This window comes from Serratia sp. EWG9, assembly GCF_019913725.1.
GTDB lineage: Bacteria > Pseudomonadota > Gammaproteobacteria > Enterobacterales > Enterobacteriaceae > Serratia > Serratia ureilytica.
This window is the reverse complement of sequence record NZ_JADNRO010000001.1, coordinates 1,067,841-1,087,859: the sequence shown is the minus strand read 5'-3', so window position 1 is coordinate 1,087,859 and position 20,019 is coordinate 1,067,841. Positions and strand designations below refer to the sequence as shown.

The following is a 20,019-nucleotide window of genomic DNA, read 5'->3' as shown; positions in this document are numbered from 1 at the left end:
GAAGAACGGCCATGAAGCTTAAACTAAAATTGCTTTCGATACTGACCGCATCTGTATTCATACCGTTAAATAAAGCATCGGCGATGAAATTCGACACTTCTCTATTGGCCGGTGCGTCCAGCGAATCCGATCTGTCGCGTTTTTACCTCAATAATGACATGCCGGCAGGCACGCAAACGGTCGACGTGTATGTCAACCAGAGTTGGAAAGGGCGGTTCTCGTTGCAGTTCGGCGAACATAAAGGCGATATTCGCATCGCCCATCGTGACGCCGCCCTGTTGGGCATCGATATGAGTCGTTTGTCCATCGGGGTGGACAAGGGGCCGATCCCCGTCCAAACGTTAGTGCAAGGAGGAAGGGCGGACTTCGATGTGGGGACGTTGAGCCTTAAGCTGACGGTGCCCCAGTCGCGAGTGATTCGCGCAGAGGCCGGCTATGTTGACGCCAAATTTTGGGATCGCGGCGTGCCTGCGTTGCTGCTGGCCTATAACGCCACCTATTACCACGTGCAGTCGTTGCAGGGCGACAAGGCGTCAAACGACGATTTCTATACCGGTTTGGAATCGGGGATCAATCTGGCGGGTTGGCAATTCAGAGACAGCAGCAATTTCCGCAGCAGTTCGCGGCAAGGCAGCGATTGGCAAAATAATACTCGCTATGTGCAGCGTGGCTTCGCCGCCATCAAATCGAACCTGACGATGGGCGATTTCTATTCGCCGGGTGATTTGTTCGACTCGATTCGGGTGCGGGGCGGCGCTTTAGCCTCGGATATCAACATGCGGCCCAATTCGCAGCAGGGCTTTTCGCCGATAGTACGGGGCGTGGCGCAGAGCAATGCCCTGGTGAAAGTATTGCAAAACGGCAACCTCATCTATCAGGAGAACGTGCCGCCGGGCGCCTTTACGCTGGACAATATATTGCCGACCGGTTCTGCGGGGGATCTGTTGGTCGTGGTCAGGGAAGCCGACGGGCGGGAACAATCCTTTACCGTGCCGTTTTCCGCCGTTCCCAACATGTTGAAGCAGGGCGTCAGCAAATATGGCCTGGTGGCCGGTAAGGTCAATCAGGCGGATACCGACTATGCGCCCGCTTTCGTGCAGGGCACGCTGCAGTACGGCTTCAATAATCTGGTCACCGGTTATGCCGGTACGATCCTCAGCGAGGACTATCGCGCCTGGCTGCTGGGCAGTGGCTGGAATCTGCCGTTCGGCGCGGTATCCGTCGATGTGACTCAGGCCTCGACGCATTTGCAGGATCGCAACGAGAATGGGCAAAGTTTTCGGATCGCCTACAGCAAGTTTTTGGACGCTACCGCAACCAACTTCACGCTGGCGGCTTACCGTTATTCGACCAAAGGTTATTACAGTTTCAACGATGCCATCTACACCCATCAAGGCTACCGCGAGCGTGACAAGCGCTTTCACGATTATTGGAACGATCGGGATGACGATGAGCTTGCCCCGCTGGATTTGAATACCTGGGACGCCGTTCGCGCCGCTCGTCCGCGCAATACCTTCAATTTGAACCTGAATCAGAGGCTCGCAGACGGGTGGGGCACGCTCTATTTCTCCGGCACCCAGCGCGACTATTGGTCGGATACGAATAAAAGCCGGGAATACCAGCTCGGGTATTCAAACGCCTTCGCGCGCGTCAGTTACAACATTTCCGCGAGTCGCGTGAGAAATTCCGATCGCAAAGAAGAGACGCGGTTTTATCTCTCTTTGAGCGTGCCGTTGTCGATGTTCGACAACAATGCCTATCTCAGCACCAGCTTATCCGCCACCGATTCGCACTATCAGCAAAGCTCGCTGAGCCTGAGCGGCAATGCGCTGGAATCAAACCGTCTGAGTTATGCGCTTGCCGGCAGCAATCAAAGCGGCGGCAACAGCATGGCGAGCGTGAATGCCGCCTATCGCGCCAACGCGACGACCGTCGGCGGCTCCTACAGTGAATCATCAGACTATCGACAGTTGGGCATGAGCGCCCGCGGCAGCCTGGTGGCGATCCCTTGGCATTTGCTGGCGTCCAACGAAATGGGCAACACCATGATGGTGGTGGACGCGCCCAAGGCCAAAGGGCTGATGGTGAACGGCGACGAGAGCATCGTCACTAACGACGAAGGGCTGGCTTTGGTGCCTTACGCCACACCTTACCGGCAAAACTCCGTGACATTGTCGGATACCGGCAACAGTTCCGGCGCCGAGATCGTCGGCAATATCGCCAACAGCGTGCCCTATGCCGGCGCCGTCAACTATTTGAGATTCGAAACCGATCGGCGTCGGCCTTATACGCTGCGCGCCTTTAAGCGCGGCAATAAGCCCCTGCCATTTGGTGCGGAGGTGGCGGATCAAAGCGGGCATGCCATTGGCTTCGTCGGGCAGGCCAGCGTCCTGTATCTGCGGGTGGAGCAGCAGCCAACGTCGCTGGAGGTCAGGCTGAATGACGGTGTCTGCAAGATTGAACGCCCGAAAATCTCGATGGACAGCGCAGCCAACACATGTCGATAAAAGGATAATTACACCATGCTCAGGATACTCGCACTGACCCTGTCCCTGTTGTTCAGCGGTTACAGTTACGCTTCATGCTACGGCAACGGCATCCAATATGCGCCGCCTATCTACGTCGATTTGTCGGATAAGCTCAGCGATAAAACCCCGGTCTGGGAAGGCAGTTTTTATACGCAATACAGCGGTTCATTCAGTTGTTCAACCTCGAGCAGCGAATTCGGCTATACGCGCATCCTGTCAACCGACAGCACAAAGGCGACCATTCTGGGATTCAACAACGGTAAATATTGGATACGCGCGGAAATAACCAACGACATCGCCAACAAAAAACTTAGCGGTTGGGGATCGCACTCCGCTTCGGAATTGAATCAGCCGATGAATATTCGTTTCAGTCTGGTCAGCAAGACGGGCACATCGATACCCGGCGACACGGTTAGCCTTAAGGACGTGATGTTCGTGACCGATCTGAGCGGGATGTCCTTGCTGGAGATCATTTTGTGGCCCGCCAAGCAGTTGGTGAAGATTTTGACCTGGCTGCTCAACGGTTTCAATTGGCCTTACGATCAGCGCGACATGTACGGGCAGCCGATGACCATCAAGTATGCGCCCAAGATGACGACCTGCACTTTCGACAATGCCGGCCTGGCGGTGAAGTTGCCGACGCTGGGGATATCGCAGATTACTCAGGGGGCGCAAAATGGCCTGACGCCCTTTACGCTGAATTTCAGCTGCCAGAATCGGCAAAGTGGCGGCACGGCCGATCGGGATATCAATATGTTTTTATCCAGCAATAATCTGTTGTCTTCGGATAATACGGTTTTGATTGATAAAAGCCCTGAGGCGGCAAAAGGCATTGGCATCCGGCTGGTCAAGACGGCTTCGCCGAATAATCCCGTCACGCTGTCGCTTTCCAGCGTGACGCCAGGCGCGGCGACTTCATTATTTCACGTGGGAACCGGCAATGCCTTGGATGCGCAATTTTCCATCGGCATGGCGGCCTATTATTATCCTTACAGCCCCACCGCAATGAGCAGCGGGGGAATTAACACATCGGCTACGCTTAACATTATATATAAATAATTCTTTTGTTATTTTTAATAATAAAAAACAGGTTGCCACATATAAGAAAAATCTTAACATGGTAATTGGTGGCGAATATTATTTGCTTGAATAATATTGGTGTTTAATCCGGATCTCTATGTTGAGGATGAATTGTATGACGGAACAAATCCAGATCGGTGTCAAAGTGGAAAAATCGCTAAAAGATGAGGTTGACGTCATTCTTCGCGGTTTGGATATTAAGCCGACGACGGCGATAAATGGGCTTTATCAATATATCTCGCAGCATGGAGAGCTCCCTTTTGTCATATCAACCAGCGTGAAAACACCGAAGGATATCGCCGGCGGGTTGTTCAAGAACCTGTTTTCCTTACAAAGCACGCTCAGCGTTTTCCTGGATAAAGTGCAAATGAAGCGGTGTGTCAGCAGGGAGGAAGTATTGATTGTGCTCGATATATTGCGCGATTTTATCGTTGGTTTTCGCCAAAGCGCGCAATATCTCGGCGCTTCGCCTTTCGGTCGGCGCGTAGTTTGGAAGGATGCCGTATGCGCCGTCGAGAGTATTCATGAAATTCTAGATAATAACGTGAAATACAGTGAAGATGGCATTATGAATTTGGATGAAAAATATCTTTCATCGCTGTCCGCATTGCTGATCTCATTATGTTCTTCACTTAAGTAAGTCGAGCCAATAAATTTAATTGACATGACTGCCATGGGGGCGTTGTTAAAAACGCGCCCATGATAAATAGCAATGGGGTGATCCTGTGCGAGTGGCTATATTTTCTGATGATTACTATTTATTCTATGGCATATCGCAGATCTTAATGTCGTTGGAGGGCGTTGAAGTTATGGGTCTGCATTCATCTGCACGCCGTGGATTACATGCCATGTATTGTCATGCAGAAGTGGTCATCGTCTCTTTCTCGTCTATCTGTCGGGTTATGAATTTCTTATCGCATATTATCGACAGGCCTGACAATACGATCGTCTTAACCGGCGTGGAAACGCCGCGACTGGCGAATTTTAACTGTCTGAAAAAAAACATCGGTCTTACGACGTTCGTTGAGGCAATAAAAATGTTCACCGCGAGCTGCAAAGGGCAGAGCCTGTCGCCGCGCGAGCTTTCGGTGTTGGCCATGCTGCTGGCGGGAAAACCGAATACCGGCGTCGCTAAGGCGTTGGGCATTTCCGAGAAAACCGTCAGCCAGCATAAAATGAACGCCATGCGTAAATTGGAAATCGAACGTTTTCACCAATTTATTGTTGCGGCGGATGAGCGAGTGTAAGCGTGATGCCGTTGGCGGAGTGAGCGCCGTCTGATGCCCGAGTAAAATAAACCCGCCGAAGCGGGTTTTTCCGTCAGTTTTTGCAGCCCATCAACTCCGGCAGAACGCCGGGCTTGTTCTTCAGCGAAGCCTGTACGTCGTCAGGCAGACCAGCCCAGATGATCAGGCCGGTGCGTTTCTCGATCTCGTCCACCGTCACGCGGAATTGGCAAAAATCGGCGCCCTTCGGCGTGTTTTGATCGAACAGGAAAGCGGCATAGTGGTTCACCGCCGGGCTGTTGTTGATGAAAATCACCTTCCAGTAGGCACTGGGGATGGTGTGCGCTTTCTGGGTGCCCGGCAGTTTGCCCATATCGCGTTCATACAGCGGCCCGGTCACGGTATAGACCGAAGAGATGTCCGCGCGATCGATAAGCTTGCGCTCCTGATCTTCCAACCGCGCCCAGGCGCCCTGGTTCAGGTCGGACTTTTGCGGCGTGATGTTGGACAGGTAGTTCAGCGATTCCCAGTCGGAAACGCCGGCCAACGAGGCCAGCGGCGCCTGATGGCCGCGATCGACCTTCAACGCCGCGTTGGCGCCGGTGTAATCGGCAGGGGCCAGGGTATCTGCCGGATTGAGCGCCGGGTCGGTTTTCCAGTTGCGCGTCTTGCCGCTGGCCGGCGTGTCTTTGGTGATGTGATAGGCCACCCAGTTGGCGAATTTGGTGGTGCTGTTATTGTTCAACGTATAAGCATGACGCACGATCGACACATTGCTGCTGCCGCCGGTCGGGCAGCCAACCGCGCAGTTGTCGATAGATTCGAGCGTCTCGGCCGACGCCTGTGCGGCGAACAGCAGGGCGGCCAGGGCCAACATCTTGTTGTTAAAGCGCATATTCATATCCTCAATAAGTTAAAAAATACTGTATATATTTACAGTAAATTAAACTTATCGCAGTGAAACGAATACAACAATGCAACACATTCATGTTGTGAATGTGTCAGTCATGGTACAGCGATACCGCACGTTAAAGTCGGTAGAAATAAAAACGGCGTCCAACAGACGCCGTTTCAAAAGGGGGTTATTCCAGCAGGTCGTTGACCGTGCGGCGAACGTAGTGCGTCATCTGCGCCAGATCGTCCGGTGATACCGGCCCGCCGCCGGCGCGCACCACCTGCTGCTCAATTTGGGCGATCTCTTGCTCGACCTTGTTGGCGATCTGCACTTTGACTATCTTGTCCACCGAAGACAGCAGCACCTTCAATACCACTTTCAACGCGATGTTTTCGCAGAACGAGTCGTAGTGATGAACCGGCGGCGGCGGGGCCGGAGCCGGCTCGGGCGCGCGCGGAGCCAGAGCTTTGAAGCTGTCTACATTTTCAATAATAAGATCCATGTCTCTTATTAGTTCATCAAAATCTTTAGACACTGACTTATTCCCTTCGCTGTGCGCAAAAAACAGAACGCCCGTCCTCGGGCTGAAAGCCGATGAGCGACGGGCAGAACGAATTCGGGCCTGGCCTTCAGACGCTGAATGGCCGGGGGAGGGGCATTCTAACCTTGCGGCGGGTCGGCAACAAGATGGGGCCGTGCGAATGCGCGGCCCTTTGAATCACGGGTGCAGGAGGGCGATTAACTTTTCAGCTTGGCGGTGATTTTCGCCACGTGCTCGCCCTGATAGCGGGCAATGGTCAGCTCTTCGTTGCTCGGCTGTCGCGAACCGTCGGCGCCGGCGATGGTGGTCGCGCCATAGGGGGTGCCCCCGCGCACCTGCGAAACGTCAAACAGCTCCGGCGTCGCATAGCCGATCGGCACGATGATGAAGCCGTGGTGCGCCAGCGTGGTCCAGGTCGAACTGATGGTTTGCTCCTGGCCGCCGCCGGTGCCGGTGGAGGAGAAGACGCTGCCCACCTTGCCGTACAGCGCGCCGGAAGCCCACAGGCCGCCGGTCTGATCGAGGAAGGTGCGCATCTGTCCGGCCATGTTGCCGAAGCGGGTCGGCGTACCGAAGATAATGCCATCATAGTCCGCCAGCTCTTGCGGGGTGGCGACCGGCGCCTGCTGGTGTTGCTTGCCCCCGGCTTTGGCGAAGGCTTCCGGCGTCATGGTTTCCGGCACGCGTTTGACCGTTACGTCCACGTTATCGACCCGATTCGCCCCTTCGGCCACCGCCTGCGCCAGGCGTTCGATGTGGCCGTACATTGAGTAATAAAGCACCAACAGTTTCGTCATGTTTCGTACTCCCGCTCAGATGATTAACAAAAACCCCTGATAAGCATAGAAGCGAATGACGAACTTGGCGTCGTGGCGTTACCTGATGCCGGCGATCGCCAACAGGGCGCCAAAGACAATCAGCAGCCCGCCAAAGGTGCGATCGATGCCGCGGCGCAAACGCAAAAAGCGCGCATTGACGCCCGGCGCGGAAAACAGCAGCGCGACGGCGGCGAACCAGAATACATGGACGGCGGCGATAAAGAGGCCATAGCCGATCTGTACGCCGAGCACGGTGTGGGGAGAGACCACCTGCATGAACAGACTGACGATAAAGATGGTGGTTTTCGGATTTAACGCGTTGGTGAGAAAGCCGGTTTTCAGGGCGGCGAGATCGCTGATGGCGGCCGGCGTCGTGGTGGGCGCGGCGTCGTGATGGGTTGCGTTGCGCAGCAGCGTAAAGCCGAGGTAGATCAGGTAGGCGGCGCCGATGCCTTTGAGCAGGTTAAACAACCAGGGCGACTGTTGGATCAACATGCCGACGCCAATCAGCGTATAGCTGACATGGATCAGTACGCCGGCGCCAATGCCGCAGGCGGTGAAGATGCCGGCGCGGCGGGAGAGCAGCAGGCTGTTGCGCGAGACCATGGCGAAATCCGGCCCGGGGCTGATTACAGCGAGTAAAGTAATGGTGACGACAGCGATGAGTTCAGTCATAGTTATCCTTGCGATGTTTATCAATAGAGTGACTGATTTATAAGAGTAATTTTTCTCGGTGACAAACGATGAATAGTGACGATATCGGTGAGAAAAACTCACGCAATAGAGCCAGGCCATTGCCGTTGGGCGGGCTGCGCTGCTTCGAGGCCGCCGCACGGCTGGAAAGTTTCACCCAGGCGGCGCAGGGGCTGAATTTGACGCATGGCGCCATCAGCCGGGCGGTGAGGGCGCTGGAAGAGGAATTGGGCGTGGCGTTGTTTGAGCGCCGCCATAGGCGAGTACTGCTCACGGCGGCGGGCCGCAAGCTGTTTCAGGCGACACAGCAGGCCTTCGGCATTCTGGACCATACCGCGCTGGAGCTGCGCCAGCAGGCGCTCAATGCGCCGCTGATCTTGTCCTGTGAACCGACCTTATTGATGCGTTGGCTGATCCCGCGTTTGCCGGCTTTTCAGCGGGCGCACCCGGACATCAACTTACAGCTGGTGGCGGGCGGCGGTCCGTTTTCGTTCCATGACGGCATCACGGCGGCGATCCGGCGCAATGACTTCGATTGGGGAAAGCAGGCGCATAGCCTGGCGCTGTTCAATGAAAAGGTCGGGCCGGTGTGCCAACCCGAGGCGCTGACGAGGCTGACGGCCTCTGTGGACGGACGGCGGCTTTTGCTGCCGGGCGCCAAACTGCTGCATGCCGCGACCCGGCCGGATGCCTGGCGGCACTGGGCGCATCAGCAGGGGGTGATATTGGCGGGGCATCCGGAACAGCGCTTTGACCATTTCTATTTCAGCCTGCAGGCCGCGGTAGCCGGCCTTGGTATCGCAATCGGCCCATGGCTGCAGGTGCGAGACGATCTGGCCGCCGGCTTGTTGAGCGCGCCGTTCGGTTTTACGCCCGACGGCAGCGGCTATTACCTGCTGTCGCCGCAGCCTATCGTGCCGGGCAGCGCGTTGGCCCGGCTGGCCGAGTGGCTAACGCTCACGGCAGGCGCCTGAGTTTTTGCGCCAGCCGCTGTTCCTGCCAACGGCTGAAGACGTTGCGCAGCAGCAGGGTGCGCACCGCCCGCATGATCAGCGCGAGGCTCATGCCGCCGATCGCCCATAGCGCCCAGAGATAGTGCGGGTGGGTAAAGACGTTGACAGCGAGCAATATCGCGCCGATGACGGCGAAACGCACCGCCATGCTCAGCAGTTTACCCTCTGCCGCAACCTGGCGACGAAGGCGCTGCGCCTCAGGCGTCTCCTCCTGCGGTGCCTGCGGCGGCGCGTTGAGATCGCTGACCTGCACGCCCAGCGCGGCGGCGATTGCGGTCAAGGTTTCCAGGCTGGCCTGTTCGCCGTTTTCAATCCGCTGTACGGTGCGGGTGCTGAGGCCGGCGATGGCCGCCAACTGCTCCTGCGACCAGCCTTTTTCCAGGCGTAATGGTCTGATGCGGTACTTTTGCATGGTGCACTCCCGAGTTCGCTGTCACTGTCATCCAGTGTAGGAGGCGCGGGGTAGCGGCGCCACGACAGCGGCACGACAGCGACACGACATCCGCCGCCGGTGCGGGCCGGCGGGCAGTCAGAAGGCGACGTTGCGGATAAAGCGCAGCGGGAGATCGCCGTGGTTGGCGTAAGCGTAGCGCTGATCGCTGTTGAAGGTTTGCGTGGCGCCGGCGCTGAGCGTCAGCGTGCCTTGTTCCAGTTCCAGCGTCAGGGTGCCGGCAATCACGTAGATCATTTCGCTCCAGCCTTCGGCGTCCGGCGCCGAGTCGTAGCGCTCGCCCGGCATCAGCGTCCATTCCCACAGCTCGGCCCGTTGGCGTGCCGGCACGCTGGCGGCAAACAGCGCCTGGCTGCCCGGCTGTGCGCCTTGCCAGGCCAACTCGCCTACCAGATGGCTGCCGCGAGCCTCTGGCGCCTGAATCAGATCGGTGAACGAAATCGCCAGGGCGGCGGCGATCTTGTCGAGCACCGCCAGACTGACGTTGCGATCGCCGGCCTCGATGCCCGCCAGCATGCGGCGGCTGACGCCGGAAAGTTCGGCCAGCGCCATCTGGCTCAGGCCCGCCTGTTGGCGGTAGCCGCGCAGATTGCTGCTCAGGTACTGCAGCACTTTGGGGGGATCGGTTTTCGCGTTATGCGCCGTATTGCTCATCGCCGGACTTTATCTCATACTGGCAGGATCTGTGCATTATATTGCACTCAGCAGGAAGGGCAAGCCGGTGTCAGCAGCAAAAAAATCCTTTATTTCCGCCGTGGTTCCGCAAATCAGGTTGCCGGAAGCGGTGTTGATTTTCATCACCATGATCTGGGGCGGCACCTTTTTGGCCGTGCATCACGCGATGCAAGTCAGCGGGCCGTTCTTTTTCGTCGGTCTGCGTTTCGCCACCGCCACGCTGGCGTTGACGCTGTTTTCGCTGCGCGTGCTGCGCGGCCTGACCCTGTATGAACTGAAGGCGGGCGTACTTATCGGGCTGGCGATCATGTTCGGCTACAGCATGCAAACCGTCGGTCTGCAGACGATTACCAGCAGCCAATCGGCGTTCATCACCGCCATGTACGTGCCGATCGTGCCGCTGTTGCAATGGCTGGTGCTGGGGCGGTTCCCCGGCATCATGTCGTGGATCGGTATTCTGCTGGCCTTTACCGGCCTGATGCTGCTGGCGGCGCCGAGCAGCACGGACATGTCGCTGAGCCTCGGCGAAATTCTGACGCTGGCCGGCACGCTGGGCATGGCGGCAGAGATCATTCTAATCGGCGCCTTTGCCGGCAAGGTGAATATCCGCCGGGTGACCATTGTGCAGCTGGCGACCGCCTCGCTGGCCTCATTTTTGATGATGGTGCCGACCGGCGAATCGCCGCCGCCGTATTCGGATTACCTGCTGTACAGCGCCATTGGGCTGGGGCTGGCCAGCGCGTTGATTCAGCTGACCATGAACTGGGCGCAGCGCAGCGTTTCACCCACGCGCGCTACGGTGATCTACGCCGGCGAACCGGTCTGGGCGGGCATCGTCGGGCGGCTCGCCGGTGAGCGTTTGCCGGGCGTGGCGTTGTTGGGGGGCGCGTTGATTGTGATCGGGGTGGTGGTCAGCGAGCTGCGCGTACGGCGCAAGGGGAAAGCGGCGGTGGCGACGGAAGCGGATTAGCGCAGAGGCAAAAAAGAGCAAAGGGGCGGAGATATCCGCCCCTTTTTGCATCACGCGGTTTTCTTCTTGCGCAGGAACACGTAAGACAGGCCGAGCAGGATGAACCACAGCGGGGTAACGATCAGCGCCTGGCGGGTGTCTTCGCGCAGCGACAACAGCACCAACACGAACACGAAGAACGCCATGCACACCCAGCACATCAGTTTGCCGGCCGGCATTTTGTAGATCGATTTCTGGTGCAGCGCCGGGCGCCGTTTGCGGTAGACCAGATACGAACACAGGATGATGGTCCAGACGAACATGAACAGAATCGCCGACACGGTGGTCACCAGGGTGAAGACCGTCATCACGTTCGGGATCAGGTAAATCAGCACCACGCCGCCCAGCAGGCAGATGCAGGAGAAGGTGAGGCCGTTGGCCGGCACCGCGCGCTTGGACAGGTTGGCGAACGATTTCGGCGCGTCGCCTTCCTGCGCCAGCCCGAACAGCATGCGGCTGGTGGAGAACACCCCACTGTTGGCGGAGGAGGCGGCGGAGGTCAGCACCACGAAGTTGATCACGCTGGCCGCGGCCGGCAGGCCAATCAGCACGAACAATTCAACGAACGGGCTCTTGTCCGGCACTACGGAGCTCCACGGCGTCACCGACATGATGACGATCAGGGCGAACACGTAGAACATGATGATGCGGATCGGAATCGAGTTGATGGCGCGCGGCAGTGACTTCTCCGGATCCTTGGTTTCCGCCGCGGTGGTGCCCACCAGTTCAATGCCGACGAAGGCGAATACCGCGATCTGGAAGCCGGCGAAGAAACCGCTGATGCCTTTCGGGAACATGCCGCCGTCATTCCACAGATGGGTGAACGAAGCTACGGTACCGGTCGGCGACTGGAACTGCATGGCGATCATCACCAACCCGGCGACGATCAGCCCGACGATGGCGACGATTTTGATCATCGCAAACCAAAACTCCATTTCGCCGAACATCTTCACCGTCGCCAGATTAAGGCCGAGCAGCAACAGCACGCACAGCAGCGAAGCGATCCACTGCGACAGTTCAGGGAACCAGAACTGGGCGTAGGCGGTGATCGCCACGACGTCGGCGATGCCGGTGACCACCCAGCAGAACCAGTAGGTCCAGCCGGTGAAGAAGCCGGCCCACGGGCCGAGCAGATCCGCGGCGAAATCGCTGAACGATTTGTATTCCAGGTTGGACAGCAGCAGCTCGCCCATGGCGCGCATCACGAAGAACAGCATAAAGCCGATGATCATGTACACGAAGATGATCGAAGGGCCTGCCAGGCTGATGGTTTTACCGGAACCCATAAACAGACCGGTGCCGATGGCGCCGCCGATGGCGATCAGTTGAATATGTCGGTTAGTGAGGTTTCGCCGTAGATGATCTTCTGAAGCGGGCGTCGCGTCAGTCGCTATTTTAGAGTGATCTACCATCTGATGATGTCCTGTTTTACCTGTCATTAGTGAAGTCGTGAGCTCTGAAGTGGCTCTTTTTTATACATTTATCCGGTTGGTCCGGCTTTAGTAAGGTAGTGCAATAACGCCACCTTTGTGCAACATGTTTACAACATTTATACGCGGGATAAAAGTCGATCAATCTTTACACGAGAGGAGGCAAATCGGACGTTCAGGGAGCGGAAGATTACTCTTCAAACGGTGGGATTAACAGACCTTATGCGGCTTATCTCGTTGATTAAACAAAGGGTTGTAAAATTCGCATGAGAAAAAGTAATGGGTGTAAACGTTCGACAGCGAGGCTGACAAGAAGGGCGATTTATCTCGTTGGGCCGTTAGCTCAGGCGGATGAGCCGTTGACGCCTAATCAACGAGACAGAGGTTCGCCCCCTGTACGGCCCGCCAACCAAATCAGCGTGTTACGCTCAGACATTTCTTTGATTGTGCCCTCATGGCGCCGTTTTAAGCGCGTATTCTGCAAAAAAATTCGCATTTTTCGACTGATGTTCAGAAAGGTGATCTGGCGCAAACTGCGATGTTGCACCGTACTTTATACGGCAAGGGAGGCTGTGCGCTGGCGCAACGTCGGCGCAGGGATGGGGCATTTGCCCAAGAATCTTTCAGGTCAAGAAACGGGGAACACATGCGCGGCCGACATCAAGAGCAGTGCCCAAACGGCGGCTGAGAGTGCGGCGGTGGCATAGACGTGCCTCGCCGGCAGTTGCAGCATGCCGGCCATCAGCGGCACGGTGTAACGCATCACCGCCAGAAAACGCGAGGCGAACAGCAGCGGCAGCCCGCGCTTTTGCAAGGAACGTTGCGCTTTGCGCAGTGGGGCGTGAAAGCGTGCCGGCAGCCGGCGGGCAAGATCGCGACGGCAGAGCAGTGCGCCGCAGTGGAAAGACAGGATTGAGCCCAACGCCGCGCCAAGGGCGATGGCCGCCCAAACCGCGCCGATCGGCAGCGCATGTTTGCCCGCAAGGATGCCCATCAGCAGCGTCACCGAGGCAGGCGGCAGGACGGAGGACACCACGATCACGGATTTTCCCAGCGCGAACAGGAAAATCAGCAGCAGCAACATCTCCGGTTCCGGGCTGTATTTGGCGATAATGTGCGTTAATTCATCCATTTAACACCTGTGGGCGAGAGGGCTGACTGTCAGTGTCCCATCCGCAGGTTCAATAATGGCTAAATAACGCGTCGCTATCCGGTTATCTCTGCGTCTTGCTTGCGTACCTCAGCATGCCGATGTCTGAGCGCCCCTAACAGCACGGCGCACAGCAGCGAAAAGGCGGCCAGCACCAGCGGCCCGGCATGCGGGCTGTGAAAACGCTGTTCCGCCTCAGTGCGGATCAGCGGGGCTAAAAAGCTGAATGCGGCGCCGAGCGTGGTGCAAAAACCGATGCCGGCCGCCAGCGCCGGACCGGTGAGCAGCTGAGCGGGAAACGTCCAGAAAATGGGTTGTACCGCCAGAAAACTGACTGCGCAACAGCTCAGGGCGACGATAGCGAGCAACGGGCCGGCATAGGAAGAGACGACCAACCCCAGCGCTGCCGCGACCATGCAGCCAACGGCGATCGGCAATCTTCTGGCGGTTTTTCTGTCGGCATAGCGCGGCAGGAAATAGACGCCAAGCGCGGAGCATGCCCAGGGAATGGCGGCCACCAACGAGGCCTTGAAGCCGAGATGGGTGCCCATCAGCGAGGCGATCTGCGACGGCAGAAAAAACATCAGGCCGTATACGCCGATTTGCAGGGTGCCGTAGATCAACGCCAGATGCCAAACTTTGCCGCTTCTCATCGCCGCTTTAACGCTGCTGGTTTCGGTACCCTGCTGTTCAGCGGCCAGCTGTGTGACCAGCGCATTACGTTCTTCCTCGGTCAGAAATCGGGCCTGCCCTGGGCTATCGTCGAGATAGAAAAAGGCGAAGACGCCGAGGACGACGGCCGGCAACCCTTCCAGCACGAACATCCAGAACCAGCCGGGCTTGCCCAACACGCCGTGCATCTCCAGCAATGCCCCCGACAGCGGTGAGCCGAGCGTCAGGGCCGCCGGTACGCCAAGCACGAAAATGCCAATGACCGAGGCGCGCACCTTATTGGGAAAATAGATCGACGCCAGCAGCAGGATGCCGGGGTAAAAGCCGGCTTCGGCGATCCCCAGCAGAAAGCGCAGGACAATAAATTGCTGCTCGTTGGCCACCAGCCCGGTACAGGCCGACAATGCCCCCCACAGCGCGGTGGTGGCGCTGAGCCAGCGTTTGGCGCCCCAGTGATTCATCAACAGGTTGGCCGGAATGCCGAACAGCGCATAGGCGGCAAAGAATATCCCCGCGCCCAGCGCAAAGGCGGATTGCGACAGCGCGATATCGATGGCCATCGCGTCTTTGGCAAAGCCGACGTTGACCCTGTCGATAAACGCAATGAAGTACATGGCGAACATCAATGGCACCAGTCTGCGCCAGGTTTTGCGGATGGCGGCGTTGAGCGCTGGAGCGGCATAGGTGGCGTGATTCACTGGCGGTAACCTCTCTTCTGAGAATGATAAACGTCGGTCATAAGGACCGTCCTGGCGCCGTGGCCCATCATGCGGCGATGACATGGCTTTTCTGCGTGAGCCGTAAAGGTCTAAAGGACTAATGGTCAGGCCTTTAGGGGCGAAAAAAACGCCGCGTATTGCGTCGGCATATCGGTACAGATATCACCATGGTGAATGGTGTGTTGCTTTTTTGTTAATTGAAAGTTCACACAGGGCCAGGACGCGTTCAAGCGCTTTGATCGAGATCTGTGTGCGCTATCACCGAATTGGGAACCCGATGACAGACACGGGAGAGTGGCACTTTCATCTCGCGAGGGAGGGCGATAAGGTGAAGCGCGGCACAACAGAACGCAGGAGCGCAACATGCTGAAGGTCATTGCTGAAGATTTCATTCACCCGGAACACATTGACACCGTTATGCCGTGGTATCGCGAGCTGGTGGAGAAAACCCGGCAGGAGCCGCTGTGCATCAGTTATGAACTGTGCATCGACCAGCAGGATCCCGGGCACTTTATTTTTATCGAAAGCTGGCCGGATCGCGCGGCTCTCGAAGTGCATTGTCAGACCGAGCATTTCACCCGGCTGGTGCCGCAGATCAATCAGTATCAGCGCAAGCCTTGCACCTTCCTGTTTATGCAGGCGTTCCCTGAAACAGGCGATAAATAGGCGAAAAAATCCCCGCAGGGGGCGGGGTTAATGGCTTCTCAACACTATCTTGTTGTGATTAAAAAATAGGCTGATAATGATTTTCATTCCCTAGGAATGCTCTTAAATTAATCAATCTGGTGAATGATTTGCCGTCTGCTTTTCGCTGGCGGTTTTAATGGCGCGCAGCATGCGGCGTCTTATCAACCCACTGACCAGGCGAATTGCATACCAGTAGGGGGTAAACCGCCGCCGGCTGGCGCTGTCGGGGCAGAAGATGCGCGTTTCCGTTACCAAGCGGCAGCGCCCACCCTCCAGCGGGCTCGCGGCATACCCCAGCGCCAGTTTGGCGACGCCGGGCTGAGCGAAGGCCTGAAAGTCCGCCCCGTCAGCGACCTTCACCAAACCGTATTCGGCCTGCCAAAACCGGCCGATCAGGCCATAGACCAACGCGGTTTCATCCTGCTCAAGCAGGCAAAAGTTATGCAGGCCAAACGGCGGAGGACGAGGCTTATCGCGTGGCATCAGCCGCGCGGGCAATTCGCGCAGCGCTATCATGCTGCGGAAAAAACGATCGCGCTTGGGATCGTAAGCGGCCACGGCGTCCAACACCCGCGATTGCGGCGCGGTGATGACGATCGTATGCCGCTCAGAGAACTGGTATTGCCCAAGGTATTTATTCAACAGCGTCATGTTGTTCATGCTCCCGCCATTCACTTTGCAGCAGGGCGAAACCGAATTCATCACCCCATGCGCCTTTGAAAAACACGTTTTGCCGCCAACAGGCCTCACGGCGAAAGCCCAGCTTGCTGAACAACGCGGCGGCGCGAAGATTACGCGCGTCTACCACGGCGGTAATGCGGTGTTTCGCCAGCGGCCCGAACAGCAGGGCGATGACGGCGCTTAGCGCCTCGCGCGCCTGTCCTTGCCGCTGATGAACCGGATCGAAGGTCACGCCCAGTTCAGCCTGACGCCCTTCATCGAAAAAATGCACCGCGACATCGCCCAGCAACGCGCCGTCCTCGCGGCGCTCGACCGCCAGTTGAAACCAGCTGTCATTACGGTTAAACGCGAGCCGCTGTTGCTGTGCGAAAAAGGCCTGCGCCTGTGCGGCGCTGTAGTCGCTCCAGCTCTGGTAGCGCGCAACGTCAGGATGGTTGCGGTAGGCGGTAAAGTGGGGCAGATCGTCGGCGGTGAACGGGCGCAAGATCAGTCTGGGGGTCAGCAGAGGCAAGTGGCGCATTATTTTTCCTTATCAGCGCATGAGGGCTACCGGCAGTGTAGCCCAGCGCCGAGAGGCGGGCTGCGTAAAATGAGCTGTGGCGGGGAGGCGCAGCGGGAAATGCCGGCTCAGGCAAGCCGGCAAGCAATAAGGGGGTTAACGACGAGCGGCCGCCTGACGCAGGCGTTCGACCGGCGCCTGCTGAAAATCGAACGATGGCGCCTCGCGCTGCGTCAGCCCCTGGCGCACGATGGCCTTCACGGCCAGGCTGGCGGCGAGATCCTTCCCGGCGATCTGCTCGGCGATGCGCAGCGCTTCCTCGCGGGCCGAGCCCTCGCTGATACGGGAAATGGCGCCGTGTGACAGGGCCTCCCGCGCACCGACGGTTCTGCCGGTCAGCAGCCAGTCAAGGGCGACATAGGGAGAAACTCGCGCCGGCAAGCGCGCACATCCGCCTTGCGCGGCGACCAATCCGAGCCCGGTTTCGGGGAAGCTGAAGCGTGCGTTCTGGCCGGCGACGATCAGATCGCAAGCCAGGGCGAGCTCAAAGCCGCCCCCGTAAGCGATGCCGTCAACGGCGGCGATGATCACCTTGGCGATCTGCGCATGGATCAGTCCCCCGAATCCCTCTGGCGTGACGATGGGCAGTTCGCCCTGTCGGAACGCGTTAATATCCATGCCGGCGGAAAATACCGCCGGCTGACCGGCCAGGACGATCGCGCGTATCGTATCGTCATTATCCGCCTGCCGCAGGTAACTGCGGATCAACTCGGCCATCTGCAGGTTGATGGCGTTCTTTTTCTCCGGCCGATTGAGGGTGATGACCGCAACCTGCGCGCCATAACGTTCGTAAAGCACCGGCGGTGATTCACTCATCGCTGGCCTCCCCGCGGAAAAAGATCAGCGTCAGCAGCAGGGCGATGGCGCCGAGCGGCAGCGAAAACAGCGGTAAATAGTGGGCCGGCAACGCGTAGAGCGTCAGGCCGCCCAGCATGCCGCCCGCCGCGATGCCGGCGTACAGCACCGAGCTGTTGAGCGACACGGTCAGCGCGCCAAAACGCTTCGACAGCGACAACAGGTGATGTTGGATTGGCACCAGATACATCCAGCCGGTGATGCCCCAGATAATAAAGATGGCCAATACCCACCACGGCGAGGTGACGTAAAAGGCCAGCAGGAACAGGGACAGCGTCTGGATCGCCACCGAAAACAGCAGCACGAATTTGCTGCCCAGGGCGTCGGTCAGCGCGCCGGAGGCAAAATTGCCGATCACCGCGCCAATGCCGAACACCAGCAGCGCCAAAGGCAGAATGGCCTCCGGGCCGAACTGGGTGTTTTTCAACAGCACGCTGACGTAGCTGTAAACAATGTGTTCCGAGCACACGGCGAAAAAGGTGATCAGCAGCGTGGTCAGCACCGCCTTTTGCCGCAGCGGGGCGAGCCGTTCTTTCAACGAATGTTTGCCTGGCGCCGCAATAGCGCGCAGCGCCAGCGACAGGCCGAGCAGCGCCACCGCCCCCAGCAGGGCGATGAACAGAAAGATGTCGCGCCAGCCGATCAGTTTGGCCAGAAAGGTGCCGAACGGAATGCCGAGCGCGATGGCCAGCGTCATGCCGCCATAGACGATGGAAATAGCCAGGCCGCGGCGTTTTTCCGCCACCAGCCCCACCGCGGCGGCGGCGGCCTGCGGGGTGTAACAGGCCGCGCCCAATGCCGCCAGCACTCGGCCGAACGATATCTGCAGATAGCTGGTGGCCCAGGCGCAGGCCAGGTTGCCGGCGATGAACAGCACCAGCGCCAACTGCAGGATGTGCTTGCGGTTGACGTTGCCCAGCAGCCAGGCGGTCAGAGGCGCAAACAGCATGTAGGCCAGCGCGAATACCGATATCAACTGCCCCGCTTGCGCGGGGCTGACGGCAAATGTCGCGGAAATGTCGCTGAGCACGCCGGCGACGATAAAGGCGTCGGTGCCGATGGCGAAGGTGCCGGTCGCCATCAGACACAGCGTGACCAGATGGCCGTTATAATCCGCTAACTTCATCCCGCCCTCCGCAGATCGTTTACCGCCCAGACCCGGCTCAACGCCGCCAGGAAGGTCTCCACGTCGGCATGGGAATGCGCCGAGGTCGGCGTCACCCGCAGCCGCTCGCTGCCCGCAGGCACCGTCGGGGCATTGACCGGTTGCACGTAAATATCGTGCTCATCGAGCAGCACTTTACTGATGTGTTTGTTGCGATGGGGATCGCCGACCCGCAGCGGCAGGATATGGCTATCTGCCGACACCAGCGGGATGCCGGCGGCGCGCAGACCGGTCTTCAGGTGATCGACGATCGCCAGCAGGTGCTTGCGTTGGGTGTCGTGCTCGAGGTTGTATTTAAAGCTGGCCAACGCGGCGGCCACCACCGGCGCCGGCGACGAGGTGCTGAAGACGAATGCCGGCGCCCAGCTGCGCACGGCTTCCACCACCGAACGGGGCGCGGCGATATAGCCGCCCGCCGCACCGTAAGACTTGCCGAACCCGCCCTGGATAATGGTGATTTTATCCAACAGGCCCAGCTGTTCGGCATAGCCCAGCCCCCGTTCGCCATACACGCCGGCCGAATGAATTTCGTCGAGATAGGTCAGCGCCTGATACTGTTCCGCCAGCGCCACAATCTGCGCCAGGGGAGCAAAGTCACCGTCCATGGAATACAGCGACTCAAAGGCGATCAGCTTTGGCCGCGCCGGATCGGCGGCCTGCAGCAGCTCGGCGAGGTGCGCCACGTCGTTATGGCGGAAGATTTTTTTCTCCGCCTTGCTGTAGCGAATCCCGTAAATCATCGAGGCGTGATTCAGTTCGTCAGAGAACACGATCAGATCGGGAATGGCGTCGCACAGGGTGGACAAGGTGGCGTCGTTGGCGCCGAAGCCGGTGGTGAACAGCAGCGCCGACTCTTTGCCGTAGGCGCTGGCCAGCAGCGTTTCCAGTTCAGTGTGATAGACCGAGGTGCCGGAAATGCTGCGGGCGCCGCAGGTACCTAACCCGACTCGGTTAACCGCGTCGGTGGTGGCCAGCAGCACTTTGGGGTGGTGGCTCATGGCCAGATAGTCGTTTGAGCACCAGACGTTGAGACGGCGCTCGCCTTGCTGCCCGTGGCTGGTGGCCCAGGGTTTGTCCTGCACGCCGCGTTCAAGGTTGAGGAACTCGCGAAAACGCCCCTGTTTTTTGGTTTCCGCCAACTTTTCTTCAAGAATGTTCAGTACGCTCATAGC

Annotated in this window: 21 protein-coding genes and 1 tRNA gene; 8 read left to right on the top strand and 14 right to left on the bottom strand. The window is 58.3% G+C overall.

Annotation, left to right across the window (positions count from 1 at the left end; genetic code table 11):
• The first annotated feature begins 11 nt into the window (after positions 1–11).
• The 4 genes from ITX55_RS05330 (at position 12) to ITX55_RS05315 (ending at position 4,855) form a co-directional block, all read left to right on the top strand.
• Positions 12–2,507, top strand: coding sequence for a fimbria/pilus outer membrane usher protein (locus tag ITX55_RS05330; RefSeq protein WP_042784141.1), 2,496 nt, complete (start codon positions 12–14; stop codon positions 2,505–2,507).
• A gap of 15 nt (positions 2,508–2,522) precedes the next feature.
• On the top strand, positions 2,523–3,587 hold the full coding sequence (locus ITX55_RS05325) for a fimbrial protein (RefSeq protein WP_089191480.1): 1,065 nt from the start codon (positions 2,523–2,525) through the stop codon (positions 3,585–3,587).
• 136 nt (positions 3,588–3,723) lie between these two features.
• Positions 3,724–4,248 carry a hypothetical protein gene (locus tag ITX55_RS05320; RefSeq protein WP_049866670.1) on the top strand — a complete coding sequence of 175 codons (525 nt, stop codon included), beginning with the start codon at positions 3,724–3,726 and terminating at the stop codon, positions 4,246–4,248.
• 169 nt (positions 4,249–4,417) lie between these two features.
• Positions 4,418–4,855 carry a helix-turn-helix transcriptional regulator gene (locus ITX55_RS05315; protein WP_197751833.1) on the top strand — a complete coding sequence of 146 codons (438 nt, stop codon included), beginning with the start codon at positions 4,418–4,420 and terminating at the stop codon, positions 4,853–4,855.
• A 73-nt stretch (positions 4,856–4,928) separates the two neighbouring features.
• Here the strand turns inward: ITX55_RS05315 and ITX55_RS05310 are convergent, their stop codons facing one another.
• The 4 genes from ITX55_RS05310 to ITX55_RS05295 form a co-directional block, all read right to left on the bottom strand.
• Entirely contained in the window at positions 4,929–5,729 is an 801-nt protein-coding gene (locus ITX55_RS05310; protein ID WP_033650698.1) for a DNA/RNA non-specific endonuclease, read from the bottom strand.
• Between the two features lie 187 nt (positions 5,730–5,916).
• The gene (locus ITX55_RS05305; RefSeq protein WP_016928271.1) at positions 5,917–6,231 is read right to left on the bottom strand and encodes a hypothetical protein; all 315 of its coding nucleotides are present in this window, start codon (positions 6,229–6,231) and stop codon (positions 5,917–5,919) included.
• Between the two features lie 236 nt (positions 6,232–6,467).
• Positions 6,468–7,067 carry an NAD(P)H:quinone oxidoreductase gene (gene wrbA / locus ITX55_RS05300; RefSeq protein WP_033650699.1) on the bottom strand — a complete coding sequence of 200 codons (600 nt, stop codon included), beginning with the start codon at positions 7,065–7,067 and terminating at the stop codon, positions 6,468–6,470.
• A 78-nt stretch (positions 7,068–7,145) separates the two neighbouring features.
• Positions 7,146–7,763 carry a LysE family translocator gene (locus ITX55_RS05295; protein ID WP_047024927.1) on the bottom strand — a complete coding sequence of 206 codons (618 nt, stop codon included), beginning with the start codon at positions 7,761–7,763 and terminating at the stop codon, positions 7,146–7,148.
• A 68-nt stretch (positions 7,764–7,831) separates the two neighbouring features.
• On the opposite strand from ITX55_RS05295, the gene ITX55_RS05290 reads away from it, so the two are divergent.
• Positions 7,832–8,755, top strand: coding sequence for a LysR family transcriptional regulator (locus ITX55_RS05290; RefSeq protein ID WP_108680410.1), 924 nt, complete (start codon positions 7,832–7,834; stop codon positions 8,753–8,755).
• On the opposite strand, the gene ITX55_RS05285 is transcribed toward ITX55_RS05290, so the two are convergent.
• Together ITX55_RS05285 and ITX55_RS05280 are read right to left on the bottom strand one after the other, a co-directional pair.
• Positions 8,739–9,206 carry a helix-turn-helix domain-containing protein gene (locus tag ITX55_RS05285; RefSeq protein ID WP_033650701.1) on the bottom strand — a complete coding sequence of 156 codons (468 nt, stop codon included), beginning with the start codon at positions 9,204–9,206 and terminating at the stop codon, positions 8,739–8,741. The genes ITX55_RS05290 and ITX55_RS05285 overlap by 17 nt on opposite strands.
• A 117-nt stretch (positions 9,207–9,323) precedes the next feature.
• Entirely contained in the window at positions 9,324–9,899 is a 576-nt protein-coding gene (locus tag ITX55_RS05280; protein WP_033642611.1) for a helix-turn-helix domain-containing protein, read from the bottom strand.
• Between the two features lie 67 nt (positions 9,900–9,966).
• Here ITX55_RS05280 and ITX55_RS05275 point away from each other — a divergent pair, with 67 nt between their 5' ends.
• The gene (locus ITX55_RS05275; protein WP_046686797.1) at positions 9,967–10,890 is read left to right on the top strand and encodes a DMT family transporter; all 924 of its coding nucleotides are present in this window, start codon (positions 9,967–9,969) and stop codon (positions 10,888–10,890) included.
• Positions 10,891–10,940: 50 nt separating this feature from the next.
• Here ITX55_RS05275 and cycA read toward each other — a convergent pair whose 3' ends face one another.
• The gene (gene cycA / locus ITX55_RS05270) at positions 10,941–12,341 is read right to left on the bottom strand and encodes a D-serine/D-alanine/glycine transporter (protein WP_033642613.1); all 1,401 of its coding nucleotides are present in this window, start codon (positions 12,339–12,341) and stop codon (positions 10,941–10,943) included.
• 350 nt (positions 12,342–12,691) lie between these two features.
• Between cycA and ITX55_RS05265 the strand changes: the two genes are divergently transcribed.
• Positions 12,692–12,767, top strand: a tRNA-Arg gene (locus ITX55_RS05265).
• 220 nt (positions 12,768–12,987) lie between these two features.
• Here ITX55_RS05265 and ITX55_RS05260 read toward each other — a convergent pair.
• Both ITX55_RS05260 and ITX55_RS05255 read right to left on the bottom strand, forming a co-directional pair.
• A complete protein-coding gene (locus ITX55_RS05260; protein ID WP_108680411.1) occupies positions 12,988–13,491 on the bottom strand; it encodes a DedA family protein in 504 nt (167 codons plus the stop codon).
• A 74-nt stretch (positions 13,492–13,565) separates the two neighbouring features.
• Positions 13,566–14,879 carry an MFS transporter gene (locus tag ITX55_RS05255; protein ID WP_108680412.1) on the bottom strand — a complete coding sequence of 438 codons (1,314 nt, stop codon included), beginning with the start codon at positions 14,877–14,879 and terminating at the stop codon, positions 13,566–13,568.
• Between the two features lie 384 nt (positions 14,880–15,263).
• On the opposite strand from ITX55_RS05255, the gene ITX55_RS05250 reads away from it, so the two are divergent.
• Positions 15,264–15,566 carry a putative quinol monooxygenase gene (locus ITX55_RS05250; RefSeq protein WP_033633403.1) on the top strand — a complete coding sequence of 101 codons (303 nt, stop codon included), beginning with the start codon at positions 15,264–15,266 and terminating at the stop codon, positions 15,564–15,566.
• A gap of 111 nt (positions 15,567–15,677) precedes the next feature.
• Here ITX55_RS05250 and ITX55_RS05245 read toward each other — a convergent pair whose 3' ends face one another.
• The 5 genes from ITX55_RS05245 to hemA form a co-directional block, all read right to left on the bottom strand.
• Positions 15,678–16,247: a hypothetical protein gene (locus ITX55_RS05245; protein WP_226772991.1), complete on the bottom strand. Its 570-nt coding sequence runs from the start codon at positions 16,245–16,247 to the stop codon at positions 15,678–15,680.
• Positions 16,222–16,788, bottom strand: a complete 567-nt coding sequence (locus ITX55_RS05240) for a GNAT family N-acetyltransferase (protein ID WP_108680413.1) — start codon at positions 16,786–16,788, stop codon at positions 16,222–16,224. The genes ITX55_RS05245 and ITX55_RS05240 overlap by 26 nt, the downstream gene beginning before the upstream one ends.
• Before the next feature lie 135 nt (positions 16,789–16,923).
• Positions 16,924–17,643 carry an enoyl-CoA hydratase-related protein gene (locus tag ITX55_RS05235; RefSeq protein ID WP_108680414.1) on the bottom strand — a complete coding sequence of 240 codons (720 nt, stop codon included), beginning with the start codon at positions 17,641–17,643 and terminating at the stop codon, positions 16,924–16,926.
• A complete protein-coding gene (locus ITX55_RS05230) occupies positions 17,636–18,808 on the bottom strand; it encodes an MFS transporter (RefSeq protein ID WP_223084856.1) in 1,173 nt (390 codons plus the stop codon). Before ITX55_RS05230 ends, ITX55_RS05235 begins: the two co-directional genes overlap by 8 nt.
• Positions 18,805–20,016 (bottom strand): 5-aminolevulinate synthase, encoded by a 1,212-nt coding sequence (gene hemA, locus ITX55_RS05225; RefSeq protein WP_042784152.1) that lies wholly within the window; start codon positions 20,014–20,016, stop codon positions 18,805–18,807. Before hemA ends, ITX55_RS05230 begins: the two co-directional genes overlap by 4 nt.
• Positions 20,017–20,019 lie beyond the last annotated feature (3 nt).

Coding starts and splice junctions, on each gene's coding strand:
- ITX55_RS05330 (WP_042784141.1), top strand. CDS start 12: ATGAAGCTTAAACTAAAATTGCTTTCGATACTGACCGCATCTGTATTC.
- wrbA (WP_033650699.1), bottom strand. CDS start 7,067: ATGACGAAACTGTTGGTGCTTTATTACTCAATGTACGGCCACATCGAA.
- ITX55_RS05240 (WP_108680413.1), bottom strand. CDS start 16,788: ATGCGCCACTTGCCTCTGCTGACCCCCAGACTGATCTTGCGCCCGTTC.
- ITX55_RS05305 (WP_016928271.1), bottom strand. CDS start 6,231: ATGGATCTTATTATTGAAAATGTAGACAGCTTCAAAGCTCTGGCTCCG.
- ITX55_RS05290 (WP_108680410.1), top strand. CDS start 7,832: ATGAATAGTGACGATATCGGTGAGAAAAACTCACGCAATAGAGCCAGG.
- ITX55_RS05325 (WP_089191480.1), top strand. CDS start 2,523: ATGCTCAGGATACTCGCACTGACCCTGTCCCTGTTGTTCAGCGGTTAC.
- ITX55_RS05315 (WP_197751833.1), top strand. CDS start 4,418: ATGGGTCTGCATTCATCTGCACGCCGTGGATTACATGCCATGTATTGT.
- ITX55_RS05235 (WP_108680414.1), bottom strand. CDS start 17,643: ATGAGTGAATCACCGCCGGTGCTTTACGAACGTTATGGCGCGCAGGTT.
- ITX55_RS05250 (WP_033633403.1), top strand. CDS start 15,264: ATGCTGAAGGTCATTGCTGAAGATTTCATTCACCCGGAACACATTGAC.
- ITX55_RS05295 (WP_047024927.1), bottom strand. CDS start 7,763: ATGACTGAACTCATCGCTGTCGTCACCATTACTTTACTCGCTGTAATC.
- cycA (WP_033642613.1), bottom strand. CDS start 12,341: ATGGTAGATCACTCTAAAATAGCGACTGACGCGACGCCCGCTTCAGAA.
- hemA (WP_042784152.1), bottom strand. CDS start 20,016: ATGAGCGTACTGAACATTCTTGAAGAAAAGTTGGCGGAAACCAAAAAA.
- ITX55_RS05230 (WP_223084856.1), bottom strand. CDS start 18,808: ATGAAGTTAGCGGATTATAACGGCCATCTGGTCACGCTGTGTCTGATG.
- ITX55_RS05280 (WP_033642611.1), bottom strand. CDS start 9,899: ATGAGCAATACGGCGCATAACGCGAAAACCGATCCCCCCAAAGTGCTG.
- ITX55_RS05310 (WP_033650698.1), bottom strand. CDS start 5,729: ATGCGCTTTAACAACAAGATGTTGGCCCTGGCCGCCCTGCTGTTCGCC.
- ITX55_RS05260 (WP_108680411.1), bottom strand. CDS start 13,491: ATGGATGAATTAACGCACATTATCGCCAAATACAGCCCGGAACCGGAG.
- ITX55_RS05245 (WP_226772991.1), bottom strand. CDS start 16,247: ATGAACAACATGACGCTGTTGAATAAATACCTTGGGCAATACCAGTTC.
- ITX55_RS05320 (WP_049866670.1), top strand. CDS start 3,724: ATGACGGAACAAATCCAGATCGGTGTCAAAGTGGAAAAATCGCTAAAA.
- ITX55_RS05285 (WP_033650701.1), bottom strand. CDS start 9,206: ATGCAAAAGTACCGCATCAGACCATTACGCCTGGAAAAAGGCTGGTCG.